This is a genomic window from Nostoc sp. LEGE 12447 (assembly GCF_015206985.1).
Taxonomy (GTDB): domain Bacteria; phylum Cyanobacteriota; class Cyanobacteriia; order Cyanobacteriales; family Nostocaceae; genus Nostoc.
In genome coordinates this window covers 64,135-86,626 of sequence record NZ_JADEXT010000020.1, presented here as the reverse complement: position 1 = coordinate 86,626, position 22,492 = coordinate 64,135, and the positions used below count along the sequence as shown (strand labels likewise).

General features: G+C 41.3%; 20 protein-coding genes. 13 read left to right on the top strand and 7 right to left on the bottom strand.

The window, feature by feature from the left end:
- Positions 1-411 precede the first annotated feature (411 nt).
- Entirely contained in the window at positions 412-1,326 is a 915-nt protein-coding gene (locus IQ274_RS20340) for a DUF928 domain-containing protein (RefSeq protein WP_175586912.1), read from the bottom strand.
- A 463-nt stretch (positions 1,327-1,789) separates the two neighbouring features.
- A complete protein-coding gene (gene ftsH, locus IQ274_RS20335) occupies positions 1,790-3,718 on the bottom strand; it encodes an ATP-dependent zinc metalloprotease FtsH (RefSeq protein WP_194143254.1) in 1,929 nt (642 codons plus the stop codon).
- A 457-nt stretch (positions 3,719-4,175) separates the two neighbouring features.
- On the opposite strand from ftsH, the gene IQ274_RS20330 reads away from it, so the two are divergent.
- Entirely contained in the window at positions 4,176-4,721 is a 546-nt protein-coding gene (locus tag IQ274_RS20330; RefSeq protein WP_114080879.1) for an NADPH-dependent FMN reductase, read from the top strand.
- Positions 4,722-4,765: 44 nt separating this feature from the next.
- Here the strand turns inward: IQ274_RS20330 and IQ274_RS20325 are convergent, their stop codons facing one another.
- Positions 4,766-5,881, bottom strand: a complete 1,116-nt coding sequence (locus tag IQ274_RS20325; protein WP_194143253.1) for a ferrochelatase — start codon at positions 5,879-5,881, stop codon at positions 4,766-4,768.
- A gap of 376 nt (positions 5,882-6,257) precedes the next feature.
- Here IQ274_RS20325 and IQ274_RS20320 point away from each other — a divergent pair, with 376 nt between their 5' ends.
- The 3 genes from IQ274_RS20320 to ilvB all read left to right on the top strand — a co-directional run bounded on the left by IQ274_RS20320 (position 6,258) and on the right by ilvB (position 10,367).
- Positions 6,258-6,878: a hypothetical protein gene (locus IQ274_RS20320; protein WP_194143252.1), complete on the top strand. Its 621-nt coding sequence runs from the start codon at positions 6,258-6,260 to the stop codon at positions 6,876-6,878.
- Positions 6,879-7,058: 180 nt separating this feature from the next.
- Positions 7,059-8,321, top strand: a complete 1,263-nt coding sequence (locus tag IQ274_RS20315) for an MFS transporter (protein ID WP_194143251.1) — start codon at positions 7,059-7,061, stop codon at positions 8,319-8,321.
- A 132-nt stretch (positions 8,322-8,453) separates the two neighbouring features.
- Positions 8,454-10,367: a biosynthetic-type acetolactate synthase large subunit gene (gene ilvB, locus IQ274_RS20310; RefSeq protein ID WP_194143250.1), complete on the top strand. Its 1,914-nt coding sequence runs from the start codon at positions 8,454-8,456 to the stop codon at positions 10,365-10,367.
- Between the two features lie 105 nt (positions 10,368-10,472).
- On the opposite strand, the gene IQ274_RS36630 is transcribed toward ilvB, so the two are convergent.
- Together IQ274_RS36630 and IQ274_RS20300 are read right to left on the bottom strand one after the other, a co-directional pair.
- On the bottom strand, positions 10,473-10,652 hold the full coding sequence (locus IQ274_RS36630; RefSeq protein WP_228058267.1) for a DUF4351 domain-containing protein: 180 nt from the start codon (positions 10,650-10,652) through the stop codon (positions 10,473-10,475).
- A 96-nt stretch (positions 10,653-10,748) separates the two neighbouring features.
- Positions 10,749-10,925 carry a hypothetical protein gene (locus tag IQ274_RS20300; protein WP_175586911.1) on the bottom strand — a complete coding sequence of 59 codons (177 nt, stop codon included), beginning with the start codon at positions 10,923-10,925 and terminating at the stop codon, positions 10,749-10,751.
- Positions 10,926-11,012: 87 nt separating this feature from the next.
- On the opposite strand from IQ274_RS20300, the gene IQ274_RS20295 reads away from it, so the two are divergent.
- Entirely contained in the window at positions 11,013-11,387 is a 375-nt protein-coding gene (locus tag IQ274_RS20295) for a hypothetical protein (protein WP_194143249.1), read from the top strand.
- A 371-nt stretch (positions 11,388-11,758) separates the two neighbouring features.
- Entirely contained in the window at positions 11,759-12,220 is a 462-nt protein-coding gene (locus IQ274_RS20290) for a tellurite resistance TerB family protein (protein ID WP_163930407.1), read from the top strand.
- A gap of 240 nt (positions 12,221-12,460) precedes the next feature.
- Here IQ274_RS20290 and IQ274_RS20285 read toward each other — a convergent pair whose 3' ends face one another.
- Complete coding sequence (locus IQ274_RS20285) at positions 12,461-13,057, bottom strand: hypothetical protein (RefSeq protein ID WP_194143248.1); 597 nt, start codon at positions 13,055-13,057, stop codon at positions 12,461-12,463.
- 213 nt (positions 13,058-13,270) lie between these two features.
- Between IQ274_RS20285 and dacB the strand changes: the two genes are divergently transcribed.
- From dacB to IQ274_RS20260, 5 genes are all read left to right on the top strand, one after another.
- On the top strand, positions 13,271-14,743 hold the full coding sequence (gene dacB, locus IQ274_RS20280; RefSeq protein ID WP_228058266.1) for a D-alanyl-D-alanine carboxypeptidase/D-alanyl-D-alanine-endopeptidase: 1,473 nt from the start codon (positions 13,271-13,273) through the stop codon (positions 14,741-14,743).
- Between the two features lie 609 nt (positions 14,744-15,352).
- Entirely contained in the window at positions 15,353-15,955 is a 603-nt protein-coding gene (locus IQ274_RS20275; RefSeq protein WP_163930404.1) for a TerD family protein, read from the top strand.
- A gap of 70 nt (positions 15,956-16,025) precedes the next feature.
- Complete coding sequence (locus tag IQ274_RS20270; RefSeq protein WP_194143247.1) at positions 16,026-16,598, top strand: TerD family protein; 573 nt, start codon at positions 16,026-16,028, stop codon at positions 16,596-16,598.
- Between the two features lie 107 nt (positions 16,599-16,705).
- Entirely contained in the window at positions 16,706-17,347 is a 642-nt protein-coding gene (locus IQ274_RS20265) for a TerD family protein (protein ID WP_194143246.1), read from the top strand.
- Between the two features lie 114 nt (positions 17,348-17,461).
- Positions 17,462-18,130: a VWA domain-containing protein gene (locus tag IQ274_RS20260; RefSeq protein WP_322745263.1), complete on the top strand. Its 669-nt coding sequence runs from the start codon at positions 17,462-17,464 to the stop codon at positions 18,128-18,130.
- A 68-nt stretch (positions 18,131-18,198) separates the two neighbouring features.
- On the opposite strand, the gene IQ274_RS20255 is transcribed toward IQ274_RS20260, so the two are convergent.
- Positions 18,199-18,705 (bottom strand): GNAT family N-acetyltransferase, encoded by a 507-nt coding sequence (locus IQ274_RS20255; RefSeq protein ID WP_194143245.1) that lies wholly within the window; start codon positions 18,703-18,705, stop codon positions 18,199-18,201.
- A gap of 228 nt (positions 18,706-18,933) precedes the next feature.
- On the opposite strand from IQ274_RS20255, the gene IQ274_RS20250 reads away from it, so the two are divergent.
- Positions 18,934-19,980, top strand: coding sequence for a zinc-dependent dehydrogenase (locus tag IQ274_RS20250; protein ID WP_194143244.1), 1,047 nt, complete (start codon positions 18,934-18,936; stop codon positions 19,978-19,980).
- A gap of 431 nt (positions 19,981-20,411) precedes the next feature.
- Positions 20,412-21,677 carry an inorganic phosphate transporter gene (locus IQ274_RS20245; protein ID WP_194143243.1) on the top strand — a complete coding sequence of 422 codons (1,266 nt, stop codon included), beginning with the start codon at positions 20,412-20,414 and terminating at the stop codon, positions 21,675-21,677.
- Positions 21,678-22,492 lie beyond the last annotated feature (815 nt).

The following is a 22,492-nucleotide window of genomic DNA, read 5'->3' as shown; positions in this document are numbered from 1 at the left end:
CTAATATTAAGTATTGCAAACTAATTGTTCGATATCTCAGATTAACTGTCTCGTTTGCGATGACCTCCGGTCGGTCGGAGACCATCGCCTCCGGTGAGCGGGTACGCGATCGCAGCACACTTAGAGGTTGTTTGAAAAGTAGTTGGCTGTGATTTTAGGCACTCATTGATCCCCCCTAGCCCCCCTTAAAAAGGGTGGAAGCGGAGTCAAAGTCCCCCTTTTTAAGGGGGATTTAGGGGGATCTAAACGTTTTGTTACCAAGAAGAGGACTTTTCAAACATCCTCTTAGAAATGAACGTCGTTTTTGTAACATAAAATCTTGTAGAGACGGCGATTTATCGCGTCTCAAAACCTATGAATGGTAAAAACCCGGCTTCTCTATCAAAACCGGGTTTTTAAGTAATTTTTAATTTATTTTTGAACAGTACAACAGGGCAATAAAGGCTTGTTTACAACTTCTTTAATCTCTACTGAATTCAACAAATCTTCCCAATATTTCTGAACTTCAGGATCGTTAGGACGCTGGCGGCGTAAATTAGCTAAAGTTCTGAGGGAATCTTCCCAAAATCCAGCAGTTGCAAATAGAACTGCGCGATCCAAGTCTGTGTTTGGTTGGTTTAATTGAAGAGATAGATTTTCATCTTGCGATCGCACTATTGTACCTTCTACATAAGAGTCTTTATCGCGGTTGTTGGTATCACAAATCATTGAAAAAGTCCAACTATACTCTTTACCGATTTGTAGAGATGGCTGATTAGCAGGTACATTTACACTAACAATACCATTCTGCCCAACAGGTTTGAAAGTTCCTTTATACAATGGGTCGGAGCTATCATCATCCCGCAAAACAAATTCTAGTGCTTGTACTGTTGTCGAGGTTTGAGGAACATAGAAAAATAATGTGGGACGCTCTGCTGTGGTTCGTTGAGCTTCCTTATCTGTCGGTGTCAGAGGAATGATATTTTGTCCAGTTTGAAAGCAACTTCCTCGTGTTCCTGCTGACCTTACCCTACCAGGTCTACCTGGGACAAAGGCAATACGATTTCTACCGCGTTGGATGTAACTTGTAACATTTCTAATTGCAGAAGTAGCATATCTATCTCCAGGACGTAGCCGTTCTGCTTGCTGAAAATATCCTAAAGCTTTTCGATAGTTTCTCCGTTTGGTTTCGTTATAGCCGAGTTGCATATATTGCGTATAAGCAGATTTGGCTTGTGCCAGTTGGACAACCGACTCTGTTGCCAAAACCTGTGTAGTCATTACAGGTTCTAAAGGAAGAAATGCTAAAGCCGCAAGCAAATAGCTTGCCCAAAATCTATGTTTCATAATGTCTATTTCCACTTGTAGTACGTTGATTGGGTCTATATAATACAATACCTTAAGCTTTACAGTAGTAAGGCTTTATGTACCAGTTTGTGGAAATGCTGAGGTAGCCTTCCAATACGGTTCGGTTAAAGGGGAAAGGGAAAAGGGGAAAGGTTTTGAATAAATCCTTTACCCTTTATCCCTTTCTCTTTCCCCAGACCACAAGAAAAGTGAAAAATGCTTATCCGAACCGTATTGGGTAGCCTTCTACTTTTGCACAAGAAGATTCCCAAAATATTTTAGGACTTACGCAAAATTATATAGTGTAGAGGCAATTCATATATTGCCCCTACACTGTGGGTCTATTTTCTATCAAAGTAATGATTAATAAAAATTTGAAACGACGTATTTACGTTATGTGTTCTTTAGAACTATTGTAGAGACTTAGCACTGCTATGTCTCTACATTATTTTTCATCAGATGTCTAATGAGGTACAGCTAATTGTGCATCAGCTACTTGGGCGTTATCAACAACGATTTGGCGGAATGAATCGCCTTCAATTGTTTCTTCTTCTATTAACAAATCTACTAAACGCTCCAAAACTATGCGGTTTTCTTCCAACAGTTCTTTTGCTTTGATATAAGAGTTATTGACAATTTCGCGTACTTGTGAATCAATTTTGGCGGCAATTTCTTCAGAATAGTCTGATTTATTCATCCAGTCGCGTCCTAAAAATACCTCTCCACTCTGGTTTTCCAGAGACAATGGGCCTAATTCTGACATCCCGAAGCGTGTCACCATCTGCCGCGCCATCCCTGTCACCTGTTGCAAGTCATTGCTTGCACCTGTGGTAACTTCTGGCTTACCAAAAACGATTTCCTCGGCGGCGCGACCACCCAAAGTAGCAGTAATCCGGGATTTGAGTTGGGAACGGGAAACTAACCCCTGTTCTTCGTTAGGAGTAAACCAAGTTAATCCGAGTGCTTGCCCCCGTGGAATTAATGTAACTTTCTGCACAGGGTCATGGTCTTTGAGCAATGTGCCTACTAAAGCGTGTCCAACTTCATGATAGGCAATCAAACGTTTGCTCTTGCTGTCTACCAAGGCGGTACCTTCCATACCTGCAACGACTCTATCTACAGCAGCATCAATTTCTAAAATGGTGACAGCTTCTTTGCGTCTCCGAGCAGTGAGAATAGCAGCTTCGTTGAGTAGGTTGGCTAAGTCTGCGCCAGTAAATCCAGGAGTGCGACGAGCGATCGCTTCTAATGATACGCTAGGGTCAATTTTCTTATTGCGTGCGTGGACTTTCAAAATTTCCAGTCGCCCTTTGAGATCCGGTGCATCCACCATCACTTGTCTGTCAAAGCGTCCTGGTCTGAGCAGCGCTGCATCTAGAACATCTGGGCGGTTAGTGGCAGCAATAATAATAATGCCTGTGTTGCCTTCAAAACCATCCATTTCGGTGAGCAGTTGGTTGAGGGTTTGTTCGCGCTCATCGTTACCGCCACCGATACCAGCACCCCGTTGTCTACCTACTGCGTCAATTTCATCGATAAATATTAGACATGGGGCATTTTCTTTGGCTTTCTTGAAAAGGTCACGCACGCGAGATGCACCCACACCAACGAACATTTCCACGAATTCTGAACCGGAAATACTGAAGAATGGGACACCAGCTTCACCTGCGATCGCTTTTGCTAGTAAAGTTTTACCAGTACCAGGAGGGCCAATTAAGAGCACTCCTTTGGGAATCCGCGCACCTACAGCCGTAAATCTTTCTGGTTGTTTTAAGAAAGTAACAACTTCTTCAAGGTCTTCTTTAGCTTCTTCAACCCCGGCGACATCTTCAAATTTCACTCCGGTTTTGGCTTCCATTTGGAAACGAGCTTTGGATTTGCCGAAATTCATCGCTTGGCTAGAAGCATTTGTAGAGCGTCGGAGGAACAATAGCATTAAAGCTACCAGTGGCAAAATCCACATAAGATTAATCAACAGCCCAACAGCAGCTCGACTGTTAGCAGAGGAAACCTCGCCAAATTCAACATTCTTATCTTTGAGTATGTTAATTAACTCTGTGTTTTGTGCCAGAAGTCTCACCTGTTGCGGTGGCGTATTTTCCTTTTGCCCTTTGAGATAAACTCTGGCTAGCTGTTCGGTTTCGTCAAGCTCTACTTTTTGGATTTCTCCCGCCTTCGCTTTCTTAAGCAAATCACCATAGTTTAGAGAGGTACTAGAAGTATTAGAAGTACTCTCTGGTTTTTGTGCCAAGACGGGGCTACTCCCGAAAATTCCTGGTAACATAATCAAGCTAGCTGCGATGCCTACGGCGGGCAATGCCTTCGCACCAACCCAAGCAACTCGCTTTGATGACTGCCTTTTTACCAATGCTTTTTTTCCCAAATTTGTCATAATAATTACCCTTTGTCTGCTGGCACAAGTTGAGCTATGGTTTTATGCCTATTCTTCTACCAAAAATTGTAATAACTGGAAATTACACTTTTCTTATCTAGTCTAACTTCCACACAAAAGCATTCCCATGTTTCTCCGGTTATTACATAAATTTGAGCAACCTGGATAATTATTCTGGCTCCTAACTCAATACGGTTCGGATAAGCATTTTTCACTTTCCTTGTGGTCTGGGTAAGGGGTAAAGGGTAAAAATTTATTCAAAACCTTTTCCCTTTCCCCTTTCCCCTTTAACCGAACCGTATTGGCTCCTAACTCCTAACTTTTTCATCCTCAAATTTTCCAGCAGAGATTAATTTGACACATTCGGACACAAATCGCTAAGATAAACATAGTCATAACGATTCCGCTTTTTAAGAAATCTGGTGATAGTAGCTAGTTAATAGTTTGTAGGTTAATTATGGTGAGAATTGTTGGTATTGGTGGTAGTTTAAGACCAAACTCCTATACGCAGCTTGCTTTACAAGTAGCAGTGCAAAGGGTAGAAGCCCTTGGTGCAGAGGTAGAAATTCTTGATTTAAGACAGTTGCAGTTACCGTTTTGCACTGGCGCAAAAGAGTATCTAGAATACCCAGATGTTAAGCGGTTACAGGATACTGTCAGCCAGTCAGATGGATTAATTTTAGCCACACCTGAGTATCATGGTGGGGTTAGTGGTGTCCTGAAAAATGCTCTAGATTTGATGAGCTTTGAGCAACTGTCTGATAAAGTGACAGGACTAATCAGCGTATTGGGCGGTCAGTCAAATAGTAACGCATTAAATGACCTACGGCTAATTGTCAGATGGGTGCATGGTTGGGTAATTCCAGAACAAATTGCGATCGGACAAGCTTGGGGTGCATTCAGTCCTGAAGGCAAGCTAGTAGATGAGAAGCTTTCTCAAAGATTTGATGAATTTGCTCAGAGTTTAGTTGATAATACTCGCAAGCTGCGAGGCGTAAATTAGTTGTAGGGTGGGCAAAGCTAGACCCACCCTCGTAAACTCAAAACTTAATGATGATGGTGGTGATGGTGATCTCCAGCGAGTTGGGGATTAACTGCCAAAGGTTGCTCTGACAACAACTCTGCAATATGATCATCAGCCCATTGGGCCACCATTGCCAAAAATTCTGGGTGATCGTTAACGCAAGCCATTTGTACGTAGTTCGTACCAGGATGCTGTTTCTCTAAAGCATGGATGATATGGTGTACATCCAATAGCGTTTCGTGGTTTTCTGTGGCAAAGCCAATTGGCATAAAAATTACCACTTTTGCACCCAACTGAATCAGGTTATTTGCAGCTTGCTCGGCGTTTGGCTGTGTCCAATCAATTAAGGGCGTATCATGATTGAGCCAACCCACCGAGATTAACGGATAACGGTTAATCAACTTATCCCGAACTAAATCATACATTGCTTCACTTTCGGCAATCCCAGAAGTAAAGCCTTTAGCTTTATGGGGACAGCCGTGATTCATTAGCACAATCCCGATTTGAGAAGGGAGATAAGCTCCTGCTAACTCAGCAATCTTCTCTTCAACCAGATGAGCCATCAAATCGATGTAAGCTGGTTCGTTGAAGAAAGAAGGAATGTAACGCTGTGCTTTAACCCAGTGTTCCTCACCATCAGCCAACTCAACGAGAGCATTGTTAACTTGCTCGATCGCAATCCCACTAGTAAAGATAGAATCAACAACCAACAGTGGGTAAATTAGCAGCTTCTCGAAGCCTTGGTTTTTGATTTCTGCCAAGACTTGATTGGGTAGGAAAGGAGCGCAGAAGTTAAAAGCCTTGAAAACTTGAACCTTATCGCCCCATTTTTCTTGTAAATTCTTCTCAATCCCAGCCCGTTGCTGTTCAAAGATGGCGTTGTGTGGAGAGATAAAATCGTGGTGTGTGTGTCCCCACTCATGGCGGTCAAATAGCGCCAAAAGCTTTGCCAGAGGGGGATAAATCCAGGTCGGTACTGGTGCGAATTTGGCTGTCAGTAGATTTAAAGCCTGTTCGTTATAGTTGGCGAAATCTTCGTAGCTTTCGACTTCGCCGTAGCCCATAAGCAGTACGGCTACACGGTCTTTACCTGATAGATGCTCGTGGGTGTGTTGTACTTTTTCCGGCGTGGCAACCACAATTAGTTCCTCAATATAACCAGAGTGCAGAGAAATATAAAATAAGGGAATAGCTTACACATGTCCCTTCCTTACTTGTAACTTATTATCCCATCCAGGGGGATAGGATAGGTGGGGAAATCAAGATAATACATCAAAAGACATACAAAACTTACGTGGGGCATTGGGCATCCCTTCTCTGCGGGAGGCTCAGGGCAAGTGGCATGGAAAATTATACAGTTCGGTTAAGCCAAGAGACTTGATAAATCGCCGTCAAAACGAAGGATTGATTATTGTAGAGACGGCGATTTATCGCATCTTTGTGATTTAGAATCTTCATCAAAAAACCCTAACCCAACCGTAGAATTATCTTCCAATGCCCAATCAGAATAGACAGATGACTATAATTATTTGCCCTGGAATTCATGAACCAGACTTAACTGAAAGCTTTAAAGTCGGATTATTAGATATGGTTTCTAATGGCGCGATCACACATAATTACGCAAATATACTGGTTTATCCAGGTAAAGATGTTTTGGTTTTATCGGCGTTTCACATTTTGCAGTTTTTGCACGTTAGCGTAGCTCACCGCAGGTATAGCTTGACCGACTCTTTAAAATCACCAATTATATTCATTAGCTTTAGTGCTGGCGTAGTGGGGGCAATAGGGGCAGCGCATTTGTGGCAACTCTTGGGTGGTAGTGTCAAAGCTTTTATTGCTATAGATGGATGGGGAGTACCACTACAGGGTAATTTTCCGATTCATCGGATGAGTCATGATTATTTCACGCATTGGAGTTCCTGTTTGCTAGGTTGTGGGCAAAATAACTTTTATGCACAACCAGCAGTTGATCATTTGTCTATGTGGCGATGTCTAACGAAAAGCCCCTCTGAATCTACCTCCCAAGCTGTACAAGGCTGGTGGGTAGATTCATCCATTGAAATTTCTCCATCCAAAGGTTATCTGACAGCAGCTGAGTTTTTGCTTATGCTGTTAAAGCGCTATGAAGCAAATTAGTCCGGACAATAGAATTATGAGTTAGGAGTTAGGAGTGGGGAAGGGAAAAGGTTACAGGTGATAGCGTACAGGGGACAGTCAAGAAAAACTATACCCCATAGCCCATAGCCCATAGCCCATACCCAATGCCCAATATCCCATTCCCCATGTCCCATCTACCCAAAGAAAGAAAGTATCTAAATGTTTCCAACTGAACCAGCTGCTGTTAATAACGGGTTTGGCGCACTGCTAAAAAACCGTGGTTTTATGCTCCTGTGGATTGGACAACTAGTGTCCCAGTTAGCAGATAAGGTTTTCTTCGTTTTGATGATTGCTCTCTTGGAGAACTATTCACCGCTTCCTGGGTTGGCACAAAACTCGATGTACTCAACTTTGATGCTGTCCTTTACAATACCAGCAATTTTGTTTGGCTCTGCTGGTGGTATCTTTGTTGACCGCTTGCCAAAAAAGCTAATTATGGTTGGCTCAGATGTTGTGCGGGGAATATTAACACTGTGTCTTCCCTTGTTACCAAGACAGTTTCTGATTCTATTAATCCTGACTTTTGCCATCTCTACGGTGACGCAGTTTTTTGCACCAGCTGAACAAGCAGCCATTCCCCTGTTGGTGAAGCGAGAAAATTTGTTAGCAGCCAATGCGCTGTTTACCAGCACGATGATGGGAGCTTTAATTGTTGGCTTTGCTATCGGAGAGCCGATTTTGAGTTTGGCGAAAAGCTGGATGGGAGAAGAATACGGTCAAGAGCTTGTGGTTGGTGGATTATACATATTGTCGGCTGCAATCATGCAACCGATTAAGTTTAAAGAACCCAAACGACCAAGGGAACATCGGGCATCAAATAACCCTTGGGCTGAATTCACTGAAAGCCTACGCTATCTCAAGAAAAACCCTTTGATCTTGAACGCTATGCTGCAACTGACAACTTTATATTGTGTGTTTGCAGCGTTAACAGTGCTGACAATCCGATTAGCTGAAGAGTTTGGTTTAAAAGAAAAACAGTTTGGCTTTTTCTTAGCAGCAGCAGGGGTGGGTATGGTATCTGGTGCAGCGATTTTAGGTCATTGGGGTGATAAATTGCATCACAAACCCTTACCTTTAATTGGATTTTTGATGATGGCACTAGTTTTAGGGGTGTTCACTTTTACGCACAACTTATTACTGGCGCTAGCACTCTGTGCATTTTTGGGTATAGGTGCTGCCCTAATTGGCGTACCCATGCAAACTTTAATTCAACAGCAAACACCATCTACCATGCACGGTAAAGTATTTGGCTTTCAAAATCATGCCGTAAACATCGCTCTGGCGTTACCCCTAGCAATTACTGGGCCATTAACTGATGTTTTGGGCTTGCGAACTGTGCTGGTAGCAATGAGTGTTGTTGTTGTTGTTGTTGGTGTTTGGGCTTGGAAAAATACCCGCAATGTCTTGCAAGACGTAATTTAATTAATGTAGGCTAATAATCTATCTTTATATCTAATATAAAAATTAATCAGGTTTTCATTGAAGTTTTCAACTAAAATGAAATCTTAACTACAGAATTCAGCATTAACTTTAGCTATAGTCTGAGGTTTGACCGTGCGTTCACGAAGTGTCTCCGCAGGAGAATCGCTCTCCCAAATTAGTCTCCCACAAACTGAGAATCACAAACAGTCTCGTGCTTCTAGCCCGCCAATCTTGCCCAAACGTGCATCTGGCGGTTTTGCTCTACTTGACAGCCTTCATCGCCACGGCGTTGATTATATTTTTGGTTATCCTGGTGGGGCAATTCTACCAATTTATGACGACCTGTATAAGGTGGAAGCAACTGGTGCTATTAAGCACATTCTCGTGAGACACGAACAAGGCGCAGCCCACGCCGCAGACGGTTACGCCCGTGCAACTGGGAAGGTAGGAGTATGTTTTGGCACTTCTGGCCCAGGAGCAACCAACTTGGTGACAGGGATCGCCACCGCCTACATGGATTCAATCCCAATGATTGTGGTTACGGGGCAGGTAGCACGTCCGTCCATTGGTACAGATGCCTTTCAGGAAACCGATATTTACGGCATTACGCTACCCATCGTGAAGCACTCTTATGTAGTGCGTGATCCCAAAGATATGGCGCGAATTGTCGCCGAAGCTTTCCACATCGCTAGCACTGGACGACCAGGGCCAGTTTTAATTGATGTCCCCAAGGATGTAGCTTTAGAAGAATTTGACTATGTACCTGTAAAACCAGGTTCAGTAAAGTTACGCGGTTATCGTCCTACGGTGAAGGGAAATCCCCGGCAAATTAATGCTGCAATTCAGTTGATTACTGAAAGTCGCCGTCCTCTACTGTATATCGGTGGTGGTGCGATCGCAGCTGGTGCCCATGAAGAAATCAAAGAACTAGCTGAATTATTCAACATTCCTGTCACCACCACCTTAATGGGGATCGGTGCCTTTGACGAACATCATCCCCTAGCTTTGGGAATGTTGGGGATGCATGGCACAGCTTACGCTAACTTTGCTGTGAGTGATTGTGACTTGCTGATTTGCGTCGGCGCTAGATTTGACGATCGCGTTACAGGCAAATTAGACGAATTCGCCTCTCGCGCTAAAGTCATTCACATCGACATCGATCCCGCAGAAGTCGGCAAAAACCGCGTTCCCGAAGTGCCCATTGTCGGCGATGTGCGGAACGTCTTAGTAGACTTGTTGCGTCGCTGCAAAGAAACAGGGGTTAAGGCGACACCTAATCAAAACCAAGAATGGTTAAATTTAGTTAACCGTTGGCGCGATGAGTATCCTCTAATAGTGCCGCATCACGCCGACAGCATTTCACCCCAAGAAGTGATTGTAGAAGTCAATAGCCAAGCACCCAACGCTTTCTACACCACAGATGTGGGACAACATCAAATGTGGGCAGCACAATTCCTCAAGAATGGCCCAAGGCGCTGGATTTCTAGCGCTGGTTTGGGAACGATGGGTTTTGGCTTACCTGCTGCAATGGGCGCGAAAGTGGCATTTCCTGATGAAGAAGTCATCTGTATTAGCGGTGATGCCAGTTTCCAAATGTGTTTGCAGGAACTTGGTACACTTGCACAGTATGGAATAAATGTCAAGACAATAATTATCAATAACGGCTGGCAAGGAATGGTGCGCCAGTGGCAGCAAGCCTTCTATGGTGAGCGTTACTCATGCTCCAATATGGAAGTAGGAATGCCAGACGTAGAGTTATTGGCAAAAGCTTATGGGATTAAGGGTATGGTAATCAGCGATCGCAGTCAATTAAAAGATGCAATCGCCGAAATGCTGGCACACAAAGGGCCAGTAATCTTAAATGTCCACGTCACCAGAGACGAAAACTGCTATCCAATGGTAGCTCCAGGCAAGAGCAACGCTCAAATGGTCGGCTTGCAGAAGCAACCGCCCAAAGCAGCAGCAGAGCCAGTTTATTGTAGTAACTGCAATGCCAAAAATGCTCCTAACCACAACTTCTGTGCTGAGTGTGGGACGAAGCTGTAACGCTTTTTGATAATTCAGACTAGAGAGGTAGGGGAGCAAAGAGAAGGGGAGAAAGATACAGGAATTCCCCTAATTCTGCTCCCTTTCCTTTTGCGTAGAGATAGCTTAATCTTCCTGATTGGGTTGAGGTAAAAAGATATTTCTTAAGTAATTCACTAAATCGCTTTGACTGGAGAAATCTAACAGCGCCTCAGCTAAGTCTTCTAGTTGAGCAATGGATAATGTGCAAATCTGCTTTTCTATCTCTGGTTCAATTGCAGCAAAGCGTCGTGTCAAAAGACGCATAATCAGTTGTAGCACCTCACAGCAGTAGCGACTTGAGTTAATAAGTCTGCGGGTGAGTCGGTTCTGGCTAATGTCGCCAGTGGTAAAAGTGCAGGGTTAGCTAGCAGTGGTGTGGGATCTTCTTACTTCGCCAGGATTAGCGGTTGGTAGTAGTTGACTCCAGTCTCCAACACTTGCATAGCCAATTACCTGCAAATAGTGAATTGTACTGGTGACGGCTTTCGAAGAACCAATCAATAAGTGTTTAATTGCTTCTCTATTAGAGAATCGCATTTGAGCAGATTGTTTTTGCTGTTTGAGAATAAGTGGAATTAGTAACTGCGAACGCTAAATCAGCAAATGTAAACGCCCAATCAACAAATGCGAACGCTAAATCAGCAAATGCGAACGCCAAATCAACAAATGCGATCGCCAAATCAACAAATGCGAACTCCAAATCAACAAATGCGATCGCTAAATCAACAAATGCAAACGCCAAATCAGCAAATGCGAACGCCAAATCAACAAATGCAAACGCCAAATCAGCAAATGCGAACGCCAAATCAGCAAATGCAAACGCCAAATCAGCAAATGCGAACGCTAAATCAACAAATGCGATCGCTAAATCAGCAAATGCGAACGCCAAATCAACAAATGCAAACGCCAAATCAACAAATGCGAACGCTAAATCAACAAATGCAAACGCCAAATCAGCAAATGCGAACGCTAAATCAACAAATGCGATCGCCAAAATAACATTAGAAAGGGGAAACTAGTAGTCTGCCAACCCAAAAATGCGCTTGTGAGGTCTGGGTAAAGGGTAAAGGGTAAGGGATTTAAAACCTTTCCCCCTGCCCCTTATCCCCACTTCGTGGGGGCCCCACCTTCCCCCTTTCCCTTTACCCCGCCAAGCTATGGTGTACACACAAGTACTAAAAACCTCGATCGCTTAAGGCAATTTAACCGTTTTTATACGCAGACAAATATATTCTCTGCGTATTTTTTATGAAAAAAAGATTCATCCCAATGTATATTTCCGCATTATTTTGGGAATCATAAATCGAGGAAGCATGATAAACCGCAAAATATGACTTCCTGAAATATCACGTAACTTTTAGAGGATAATTATGTCTAAACGCAAGTTGCCCAAAGGCCGTAGTGTTAGTTCAGTTGCTCTAGAACCAGAAGTTGCGATCGCACTCCTTGGACTTTTTTCCGCAGCAGCCGATGGTGAAGGTATTTCTTCCACAGAAGAATATGCTTTAAGTGAATTTCTCGGTCGGGTTGACTTATTTGAAGATTACTCTGAAGAAGACTTTGAAGAATTGACCGAAAAAGTCGTCAGCTTGATTGAAGAAGAAGAACCAGAAGATTTAATCGCCCAGTCCATTGAATCCTTACCCAATAGAGGTTATCGTGAAGCTGCATACATCACAGCTATCTTAGTTGTGGGGATTGACGAAGAAGTACCCGAAGCTGAACAAGATTATATATCTGAACTTCAAGAAGCCTTAAAAATTTCAGACGAACGCGCACAAGAACTTATAGATGCAGTGTTCGGAGAAGACGAAGAAGAAGAAGAGGAGTAATCTTTATTGAATTGCAACCTCAGTCATCTACCATCTTTAATTTGAGGTTGCTAATTTAGAGTATGAAATAATTTTGTTTGAGTTAAGTTGTTCCGATTCCCGACTTCATAAAGAAGTTGGGAATCTTGCATGTTATCAAAATTAATCCGATAGAGCAATACAGTTCAGAATGAGCAACAAAACCCTTATTGTAGAGACGCGATTTATCGCGTCTTCTGAACCGTATTGTCCGATAGAGGACTAATTAGAAATTGGTACATTTTTAAATGCGGCTGTATCTGGCACAAAAATGTCCAAGTTATTAACACCATCGGGAACTCTTAGCCAGATATAAGCATCTGCGGAGGCTTGTGGGCGTACTTGAAACAAAGAAACGCTTCCTGTTGAGCGATTGAGAGCAACTCCTTTGTAGGTTACGCTAGTCTCAGCATTACGGGCTGTTGTACTAGCCACCGATATAATATCACCAACAACTCCGTCTGTGGCAAGGCGACGAATCCGCATTTGCAGATTTACCACATCACGGTTTCCAGTTTCTGGATCTTTAATTCGCTTTGCTGAAAGTAACTCAACTTCTGCCTTTTTGCCAAAAGCAGGCTGCACAAATTGACCAGGGCTAATTGCTGAAGTTGTAGCACTGGCTGGAGATGGTGAGGCTGTTGCTTGTGGAGAAGTTGTAGCTGTAGGACTTGGCACTTGAGTGGGAATGGTGCTGCTGACTGTATTACTAGCATTTAGTGTCTGCCGTAACGTGAAAACTTCATAAGCTACATAGCCGCTACATCCCAAAGCCAAAGTAGAGAGTAATACAGCTACCCCAGATAAAAATGTACTCACACTGTTGCCTCGATTTCGTATTTCTGTAGTATGTGCAGGTTGACTTACGTTTCTATTTTGTAGTCCCATAAATTATGTTTGTGCAATCGCCCACGTATGAAACATGTGAACATTTTCCCTATACTAGTTAAGTAACTTTACTGAGCCAATTCTTCTCTCTCCGGAAAGAAGTTGTTGGCAAGCTAAAAATATCTATCTTTGGGATAAGAAAAATTGGTGAGACTTAAGACTTTTAATCAACCACTGGGTGTTTTGTTAATATTCTTGACTAGCCAGATAGGATTTAGTCCTATTGCGAAAGCACAAACCCAAGTCGCGCCAACAACCAGTACAAAATCAATTTGCTCTACCCAACTGGGAACAGCTATAGATGCTGTAATCAATCGTCCTTTATTTAGTCGGGTGCGCTGGGGAATTTTGGTACAACCCCTGTCAAGTGGGCAAACTCTTTATAGTCGGGATGCTCAAAAATATTTTACTCCTGCTTCTAACCTCAAATTGCTGACAACAGCAGCTGCATTGCAGCAATTGGGTGCTAATTTTCGGATTCGCACCTCTATTTATCAGAATGGCAATGGTGTTTTACGTGTTGTCGGTAGGGGAGATCCCAGCTTAAGTGATACTCAACTGCAAACATTAGCACAGCAGCTAAAACAGAAAGGTATTACTCAAATTCAGAGGTTGATAGCTGATGATAGTTATATTCAAGGGGATATTGTTAACCCAACCTGGCAATGGGAAGATGTGCAGTCAGACTATGGCGCACCAGTTAACAGCTTTATTCTGAATCAAAATATTTTTAGCTTAAAACTTGTACCGCAGGCTGTAGGTAAATCTTTACAAGTGGTATGGACTGATGTTGGCGAGGCGAAACAGTGGCGGACAATTAATCAGTCCGTAACCGTTGCCCAAAATCAACCAAGCTACATCAATGTTACCCGTGAATTATCAGGAACAGTATTGCGAATTCAAGGACAACTAACAACGAATTCAGAACCGTCTTTAATAGATTTGCCTGTAGTTGATCCTAATTATTACTTCTTACGGCGCTTCCGTACTGCTTTGGCAACAGAGAAAATTACTTTGGGACAAACATTAGTAGTAAATGGTGGTATTAATCAAGAAGAAATAGCTTTTGTAGAGTCACCACCTTTATCTGAATTATTAATGGAAACTCTTCAAAATAGTAATAATCTTTATGCTGAGGCACTATTGAGAGCATTAGCTGGGGAAAAACCCAGAGTGAAAACTAAAACTAGCGTTGATATTGGTTTAGAAGCTGTCAAAGCGAGTTTAACTCAATTGGGAGTTGAACCAGCAAATTATATTTTAGTAGATGGTTCAGGTTTATCACGTCGGAACTTAGCGACACCAGAAGCTTTTGTACAAACTTTGCGAGGGATGGCAAGAACACCAGCAGGATATGTGTATCGCGCATCTTTACCCGTAGCAGGTAAAATTGGAACCTTAAAAGGGCGCTTTCAAAACACATCTGCTGAGGGCATTGTGCAAGCAAAAACAGGTACATTAACGGGTGTAGTCTCTCTATCTGGATATATAAATGCGCTTAAATATGAGCCGTTAGTTTTTAGTATTATTGTGAATCAATCGGAGCAACCTGCAACCATTCTGCGTCAGGCTATTGATGAAATTGTTGTGTTGTTAACGCAGTTGCAGCGTTGTTAACAAATATTTAAAGATGCAAAATTTTGTGTCTCTACATTTGCTTGCTCTGATAAATAATTGTAGCGATCGCAGTATCAAACGATCAGAACATTGGTACTGCTATAACTTATTGACAATAAAGTCCTAGACTCCGAGCTTTCACTTGGATTTAAACATAAAGACAATAATTTTTAATAGTTTAGCGCAGTTATAGTCTACTTTATAACGACAATTAGATCAGTAATACTGGCAAAAAATATGTGGTATAAATACAAAAATCTTGGATATTACGTGTTTTTCCTGATTACACTGCTTTTAAATGTGACTACGATAGAGCGCATAACAATATGATATGTCTTCAATTATGCGGCGTATTATTATTTAACTCAAATAGATAAACGCCTTAGCTAACTCCGACATAAAAACGAAATCATACAATAAAAATTTGTAGCTTTATTGTTCATTACTTTAATGGAGCATGATTTTGTATGCCAATTTTGAGTTACAAAAATTAGTGGAAATTAACAAAGTTAAAAAGCTAGAAGTAATTTTTAATGAAGACTAATACGAATAGCTACCTAATCAAGTACTTAAAAACATTCGCAGTTTGAATATATTCAAAATTATCACATGGTAATCAACCTACAAAAAGGGCAACGTATCTCACTTTCTAAAGAAGCACCTGGGCTAACAAAGCTGATGTGTGGGCTAGGCTGGGATATAGCAAAACGTTCTGGTGGCAGTTTTTTTGGGGCTTTCGGTAATACTCAAAACTGCGACTTGGATGCTTCTGTAATCTGTTTAGATAAAAATGACAAAATAACAGATATCGGTAACGTTCTTTACTTTGGAAATTTATTGCACAAATCAGGAGCTATTACCCATTTGGGTGATAATCTCACTGGTGCAGGTACAGGTGATGACGAGCAAATTATTGTAGATTTAGCTCGACTACCAAAAGAGATTGTCAAACTAGTTTTTACGGTTAATATTTACGACTGTATTGCTCGTAAGCAAGAATTTGCACAGGTACAAAATGCCTTTGTGCGCTTGGTTAATACATCTAACAATCAAGAACTGGCCAAATATAATTTATCTGGTTCTGAATACAAAGGAATGACCGGGATGATTATGGCTGAAATTTACAATCACAATAATGAGTGGAAAATGGCAGCTATTGGTAACGGCATTAATGTTAATGGTTTGCAGGGACTTATGAAAGTCTATGCTTAACTACTTATTGAGTTACCCAACTCAATAACAACTTTGCATAAAATTCGTTTTGAAAAAATAGGGAGTAATTATGTCAATAAACCTCAGCAAAGGCGAAAGAATCAATCTTTCAAAAGAAGTGCCAAGCTTAAAAAATGCTGGTATTGGTTTAGGATGGGATATCAACGTTACAGATACAGGTACAGTTTTTTACCTTGATGCTTCTATCTTTATGTTAGGTGCTAACGGGAAAATTCCTAATGAAAAATACTTTGTCTTCTATAACAACTCCCAATCACCAGATGGTTCTGTAAAACATGAAGGAGATAGCAGAACCGGAGAAGGGCTTGGAGACGATGAAACAATTCAAATTGATTTGAGCAAAGTTGATGCTTCGGTTCAAGAAATAGTTTTTGTCGTCACCATTCATGAAGCAGAGCAAAGAAAGCAAAATTTTGGACAAGTCAGAAACTCATTTATCAGAATTTATGATAACGCCACAGAAAAACAAATTGCTAAGTATGAATTAGATGAAGATGCTTCCGCAGAAACTGCAATTGAATTTGGTAAGCTTTATCGAAAAGATGGGGAATGGAGATTCCAAGCTGTCGGTGCTGGTTATAAATCAGGGCTACAAAGTTTTGTAGAACGATATGCTGCTTAGTAGCTATCTCAAAAGGTAATAAGTAAAAAGGGGGTAACAGTCATGAATACCCCCCTTTTTTTGTATGAATTAATTAACCAAAGTTAAAGTTATAGGATGTATATGAAATGGAAATTGAATTAAGCAAAGGTGGGAGATTTAATCTTTCTAAAGAATCTCCCAATTTAAAGAAAGTAGCTATTGGCTTGGGTTGGCAAACAAATCAAGCTGGGCAAAATTATGATATTGATGCTTCCGTATTTATGTTAGATGCGAATGCTAAAATACCCGATGAAAAATACTTTATTTTCTACAATAACCTACAATCACCCGATGGTTCTTTAAAACACTCAGGAGATAATAGAACTGGAGAAGGTAATGGAGATGACGAGACAATTTATGTTGATTTGGAAAAAGTCAATCCAGCTATTCAGGAAATAGTTTTTGTTGTCACTATTCATGAAGGGCAAGAAAAAAATCAAAACTTTAGCCAAATAAAAAATGCCTTTATCAAGATTTACAATCACGAAAACGAAAATTCTCTAGCTCGGTATAACTTAAAAGAGGCTTTTTCTCAAGAGACATCTTTGGAATTTGGACGCTTGTATAAAAAGGACAATGAATGGAGATTTCAAGCAGTAGGAGAAGGATATAGTTCTGGGCTACAAAGTTTTGTAGATAAATATATTGATATTGGAGAAACTAAACAAGAAAAAACTCAAGAATATCCGAAATTAGAAAGTGAGAAAACAGCCTATAAAAATCAATAAAATATAGTATTAGATAAAAAGCTTGAACGTGAAGCACCACATATTTTTAATCTTACTAAAAAAGCAGATATATCACTTCAAAAAGTAAATCTCACCAATCATAAAGCTAAGGTTGTGCTTTGCCTTGATATCTCTGGTTCAATGAGTTCGCTCTATTGCACAGGTAAAATCCAGAGGTTCGCTGAAAAAATCCTTGCTTTAGGATGTCGTTTTGATGAAAATGCCTCTATTGATATATTTCTATTCGGAGTTGAAACCCATAATGTAGGTACAATGACTATTGAAAATTTTAAAAGCTTTATTCCAAATCTACTAAAACAGTATCCGCTCGAAGGTGGTACTTACTATGGTAAAGCTATCAATATGATTAGAAAAGTTTTTTTTCCAGTATCTAAAAAAGGAAGCCAAAAAAATACTACACCCTTAAGTCAACCAGTCTATATCATGTTTGTTACAGATGGAGCAACGTCTGACGAGCCGCAAACAGAACAGTATCTTAAAGAGTCTTCCTATGAACCTATTTTTTGGCAATTTATGGCTATTGGCAAGTCACGTAAGGATGCTAAGGGTAAAGGGATTTTAGGCTGGTTAGCTCAAGCAAAAACAAGTGATTTTACCTTCTTAGAACGACTGGATGAAATGAGCGATCGCTATATTGATAATTCAGATTTTTTTAGTTTAGAAGATCCAGAAAGTATAGCAGATCAAGAACTTTATGATTTACTGATGACTGAATATCCTAACTGGCTAAAACTAGCTAAAACAAATAATTTATTACAATAAAAACTCATGATTATAAAATAAATGTCTTTTTACGAAAACTCAATCACAATCATTGACAGTTTACGGTTTTAATCTGTGGGAATGTCAATAATTCTAAGTCCCATAATTACTAAATCTCGTTCAACGCTATCAATTTCGGCGACTTTAGGTAAATGTCCCCAAGGTTGAAAACCAAATGTTTTAAAAAGGTTTAAACTAGGCTGATTGTGGGCAAAGATGAAGCCTAATAGGGTATTTAAACCCAAACTACGGCTTTCGCTAATTGCTTGTGCTAATAGTTGTCGTCCCAAACCACAGCGATGAAATTGAGGGGCTATATAAATACTTATTTCGGCAGTCGTATTATAGGCGGGCCGCCCATAAAAGGATTGGAAACTAAGCCATCCAGCAATTACTCCCTCCACTTCGATTACCCAAAGCGGGCGTTGTGAAGGCGATCGCGCCTTAAACCAAAGAAGGCGACTTTCTACAGATATTGGCTCTAAATCAGCAGTTGCCATGCGGCTAGGAATTGCAGCATTATAAATTGCCACAATTGCAGGTAAGTCAGTTTCAGTCGCATGGCGAATAGTCATTGCTAGCGTCTCGGAGAAAATATTGAGAAAATATTTAAAAATAATACAGCGTTACGCAAGCCCTAACACACCCTTATCTCTTAGAAAGCTATTTGATTTACTCAGCAAAGAAATACTGATATGCGCCCGTAAAATTCTATCGAGCTAAAACACAGAAATCTCAAATCTGATAGCTTAAAGTTCACCACTAATGTTACATCTAGTATCGTTGAGTGGGGAAAAACCAGCGTGAAAGCACAGGTATTTAGAGGCGTTAATCAACTGTCTTACGAAGATATCCCAGTCCCAACTGTGGAACCAGATGAAGTGCTGGTACAGGTGCGGGTTGTGGGGTTGTGTCAGTCAGATATTAAGAAAATTCGTTATCCACTGTATGAACCGCCGCGTATTTTTGGACATGAAACTGCCGGCACGATCGCAGCAATAGGCAATAATGTCAAAGGTTGGCAAGTTGGACAACGGGTAGCAGTGATGCACCACATCCCTTGTATGCGTTGCGCCTACTGCCTAAATGATAATTTCTCTATGTGTGATGTTTACAAAAACATCTCCACTACTGCCGGCTTTAACGCCAGTGGCGGTGGTTTTGCTGATTATGTCAAGGTTCCTGGACATATTGTGGAAAATGGTGGGTTGATTCCCATCCCGGATAATATTAGTTTTGAAGAAGCGAGTTTTGTAGAACCAACTAACTGCTGTTTGAAGGCGGTGAGAAAAGCTCAAATTGCTCCAGGACAAACTGTGTTAGTTACTGGTGCTGGGCCAATTGGGTTAATGTTCATTATGTTGGTGAAGTATTTCGGAGCAAAAGCGATCGCTACTGATTTACTACCCTCTAGAATTGATAAAGCCTTGAGTGTCGGTGCAGAAGCGGCTTTTGATGCGCGCGATCCTGATTTACCCGCCAAAATCTCTGCCTTAACTGGTGGACTAGGTGTTGATGTTACCTTGTTGGCTGTTCCCAGTGAAAAAGCCTTCTTTCAAGCACTTGATAGTACCCGCAAAGGCGGTAAAATCTTATTTTTCGCCGAATTTCCTGATGAGGTGGAAATTCCCATCAACCCCAATATTCTCTACCGTCGAGAAATTGACTTGATAGGCAGTTACAGTTCCTCTTATCGGCTTCAGAGTTTATCAGCTGATATTGTGTTTAATCAGCGAATTGATGTAAAAACTTTGATTAGCGATCGCTATCCATTAAAAGATTTATCAGCAGCTGTTGAGCAAGCGATCGCACCCACACCGGATACTTATAAAATCTTAATTTATCCGTAAAAGGAAGATTAGGGAGTGTTAAAACTAGAATTTTAAAGCTCAGAGGTTCAACGACGAAGCTCAAAGGTTCAACGACGAAGCTCAAAGGTTCAACGATGAAGCTCAAAGGTTCAACGACGAAGCTCAGAGGTTCAACGACGAAGCTCAAAGGTTCAACGACGAAGCTCAGAGGTTCAACGATGAAGCTCAGAGGTTCAACGATGAAGCTCAAAGGTTCAACGATGAAGTCAACTTAAGCCTGGGCGAATGGAATAGAGCCTCCGGCACGCTACGCGAACGCGGCTACACAAACAAAGTCCGCCTGTGCGGACTCAAAAAATTGAGTGTTTGAAACCCACGCAGGCGGTCACTGAGCTTGTCGAAGTGTGGGTTTTGCCTGTATAGATGCGATTTCTAACCGCCCATTTAACTTTCCCCTTGTCCCCAACAAAATGCTTATTACCCTACTTTTCGTAGCTCTACTAGCTTTCTACGTCGCTTGGAATCTCGGAGCAAACGATGTTGCTAATGCAATGGGAACCTCTGTTGGTTCCAAAGCTGTTACTCTCAAACAGGCACTAATTATTGCTGGGGTATTAGAGTTTACGGGTGCTGTATTGTTTGGACATGAGGTAACGGAAACTCTCGCAACGAAAATTGCTAATCCCGCCTTATTCGCGGCTACACCCCAAATATTAGTTACTGGGATGGTAACGGTATTAATATCGTGTGGTGTGTGGTTGCAAATTGCCACATCACGCGGTTTACCTGTATCCTCTTCTCATGCGGTTGTTGGTGCGATCGCTGGATTTAGTTGGGTGGCTTTGGGAGTAGGTGCGATTGATTGGTCATCAATTGGCTTAATTAGCATTGGCTGGGTTTTAACGCCATTAATTAGTGGTGCGATCGCTGGTTTATTTTATAGTCAAATCAAGCACTGGATTTTAGATCAACCCAATCAAATAGTCCAGTTACAAGAATGGATTCCCTGGTTGAGTACTGCGCTGCTAGGTGTATTCGGCGTGATTGTATTACCATCGCTAACTGAACCGCTAACCAATTTTGTAATTGAGCTTGGTTTTACGATCCCTTCTCATGACATCCCACTTTTAACAGGTGCGATCGCAGCAGTTGGACTCACAATCTTTAGTTGGCGACAATTGGGAGATAAGAGAGACAAGGGAGACAAGGGAGAAATACTCCCTAATCCTGTAGAAAGATTATTCGGTCGATTTCAACTACTAAGTGCTTGCTTTGTCGCCTTTGCTCACGGTTCTAATGATGTGGGAAATGCGATCGCTCCTTTAGCTGCGATCGTTTACATCAATCGCACTGGTAGCGTACCTACAGATGGTCTTACCATTCCCCTTTGGATTTTAATCCTTGGTGGTGCTGGTATTGTTGGTGGTTTAGCTGTCTGGGGTAAAAAAGTCATCGCCACCATTGGCGAAAACATTATTGCCTTGCAACCTAGTAGTGGTTTTTGTGCCGAACTTGCTACTGCTACCACCATCCTCATCGCCTCCCGGCTAGGTTTACCAGTCTCTACTTCCCACGCTCTTGTCGGCGGTGTCGTTGGTATTGGACTAGTGCAAAATATTAAATCGATTAAGTTCCAAACACTAAAAGGTATTGCTGCTGCATGGCTAATTACAATCCCTGTGAGTGCTTTACTTAGCGCTGCCATTTTTAGCATCGCCCGAATTTTATTCCGCTAAGAATTATTAATCTTTTCCTAAATTTTTCATCTACTAAATCTACTCAAAGTAGAACTTAAACTGCAACAACAGCAAAAAAGCGTGTTTTTGCAGAATTGCTGCTCATTCATTAGAATGTTGTGCAGGGGATAGCGTAACTTTGAATTTCCACAGAAAGATACTTTAATCTCCATTTAGAGATATAAACTGTCACACAAGTTACATTCCATAGAAATTTACAACTAGTTTCGCAAGTCAGATAACTTTCTGCCTAAGAGGTTGTTTAAAAAGTGGTTAGTTGTGATTTTAGGCACTTATTGATCCCCCCTAACCCCCCTTAAAAAGAGGGGAACCGGAATCAAAGTCCCCCTTTTTAAGGGGAGCCAGTGCGGTCTTCTCCCAAAGGGAGAGGCTAGCGCCTTCGCGGAGCGTCTCGTAGAGAAGGGGGTTTCCCCCATGAGCAACTGGCGTGGTTTAGGAGGATCTAAAACGTTTTGCTACCAAGAAGAGGATTTTTCAAACATCCTCTAAGCACACGCATCTACAAGTCTTTGACAATTACTATTGGTAGCAAAACAATAAATATTTATTTGGAGTGAGATTTATTTAAAAGTAAAAATCTCATTGGCAAATACTATATCGATGTACATGAAACGGATCAAAAATAAAAAAGGTATCATTTCAAGCTAGTTACAGCCATACGACAATCTAAAATCGTTCGACTGAGGAAAACCGGAGTCCAAAATCGAATGGTTAAATACTTAATCAATGCTGAAAAAATACTGATTATTAAGCAGTAAGGTATATTTGGTGCTTTGCCAAGTTGTGTTCAGTAT

Coding starts and splice junctions, on each gene's coding strand:
- IQ274_RS20295 (WP_194143249.1), top strand. CDS start 11,013: ATGCGAACGCTAAATCAGCAAATGCGAACGCCAAATCAACAAATGCGA.
- IQ274_RS20330 (WP_114080879.1), top strand. CDS start 4,176: ATGGTGAGAATTGTTGGTATTGGTGGTAGTTTAAGACCAAACTCCTAT.
- IQ274_RS20340 (WP_175586912.1), bottom strand. CDS start 1,326: ATGAAACATAGATTTTGGGCAAGCTATTTGCTTGCGGCTTTAGCATTT.
- IQ274_RS20245 (WP_194143243.1), top strand. CDS start 20,412: ATGCTTATTACCCTACTTTTCGTAGCTCTACTAGCTTTCTACGTCGCT.
- IQ274_RS20290 (WP_163930407.1), top strand. CDS start 11,759: ATGTCTAAACGCAAGTTGCCCAAAGGCCGTAGTGTTAGTTCAGTTGCT.
- IQ274_RS20270 (WP_194143247.1), top strand. CDS start 16,026: ATGTCAATAAACCTCAGCAAAGGCGAAAGAATCAATCTTTCAAAAGAA.
- IQ274_RS20300 (WP_175586911.1), bottom strand. CDS start 10,925: ATGCGATTCTCTAATAGAGAAGCAATTAAACACTTATTGATTGGTTCT.
- IQ274_RS20255 (WP_194143245.1), bottom strand. CDS start 18,705: ATGACTATTCGCCATGCGACTGAAACTGACTTACCTGCAATTGTGGCA.
- ftsH (WP_194143254.1), bottom strand. CDS start 3,718: ATGACAAATTTGGGAAAAAAAGCATTGGTAAAAAGGCAGTCATCAAAG.
- IQ274_RS20265 (WP_194143246.1), top strand. CDS start 16,706: ATGGAAATTGAATTAAGCAAAGGTGGGAGATTTAATCTTTCTAAAGAA.
- IQ274_RS20275 (WP_163930404.1), top strand. CDS start 15,353: ATGGTAATCAACCTACAAAAAGGGCAACGTATCTCACTTTCTAAAGAA.
- IQ274_RS20315 (WP_194143251.1), top strand. CDS start 7,059: ATGTTTCCAACTGAACCAGCTGCTGTTAATAACGGGTTTGGCGCACTG.
- IQ274_RS20320 (WP_194143252.1), top strand. CDS start 6,258: ATGACTATAATTATTTGCCCTGGAATTCATGAACCAGACTTAACTGAA.
- IQ274_RS36630 (WP_228058267.1), bottom strand. CDS start 10,652: ATGCGTCTTTTGACACGACGCTTTGCTGCAATTGAACCAGAGATAGAA.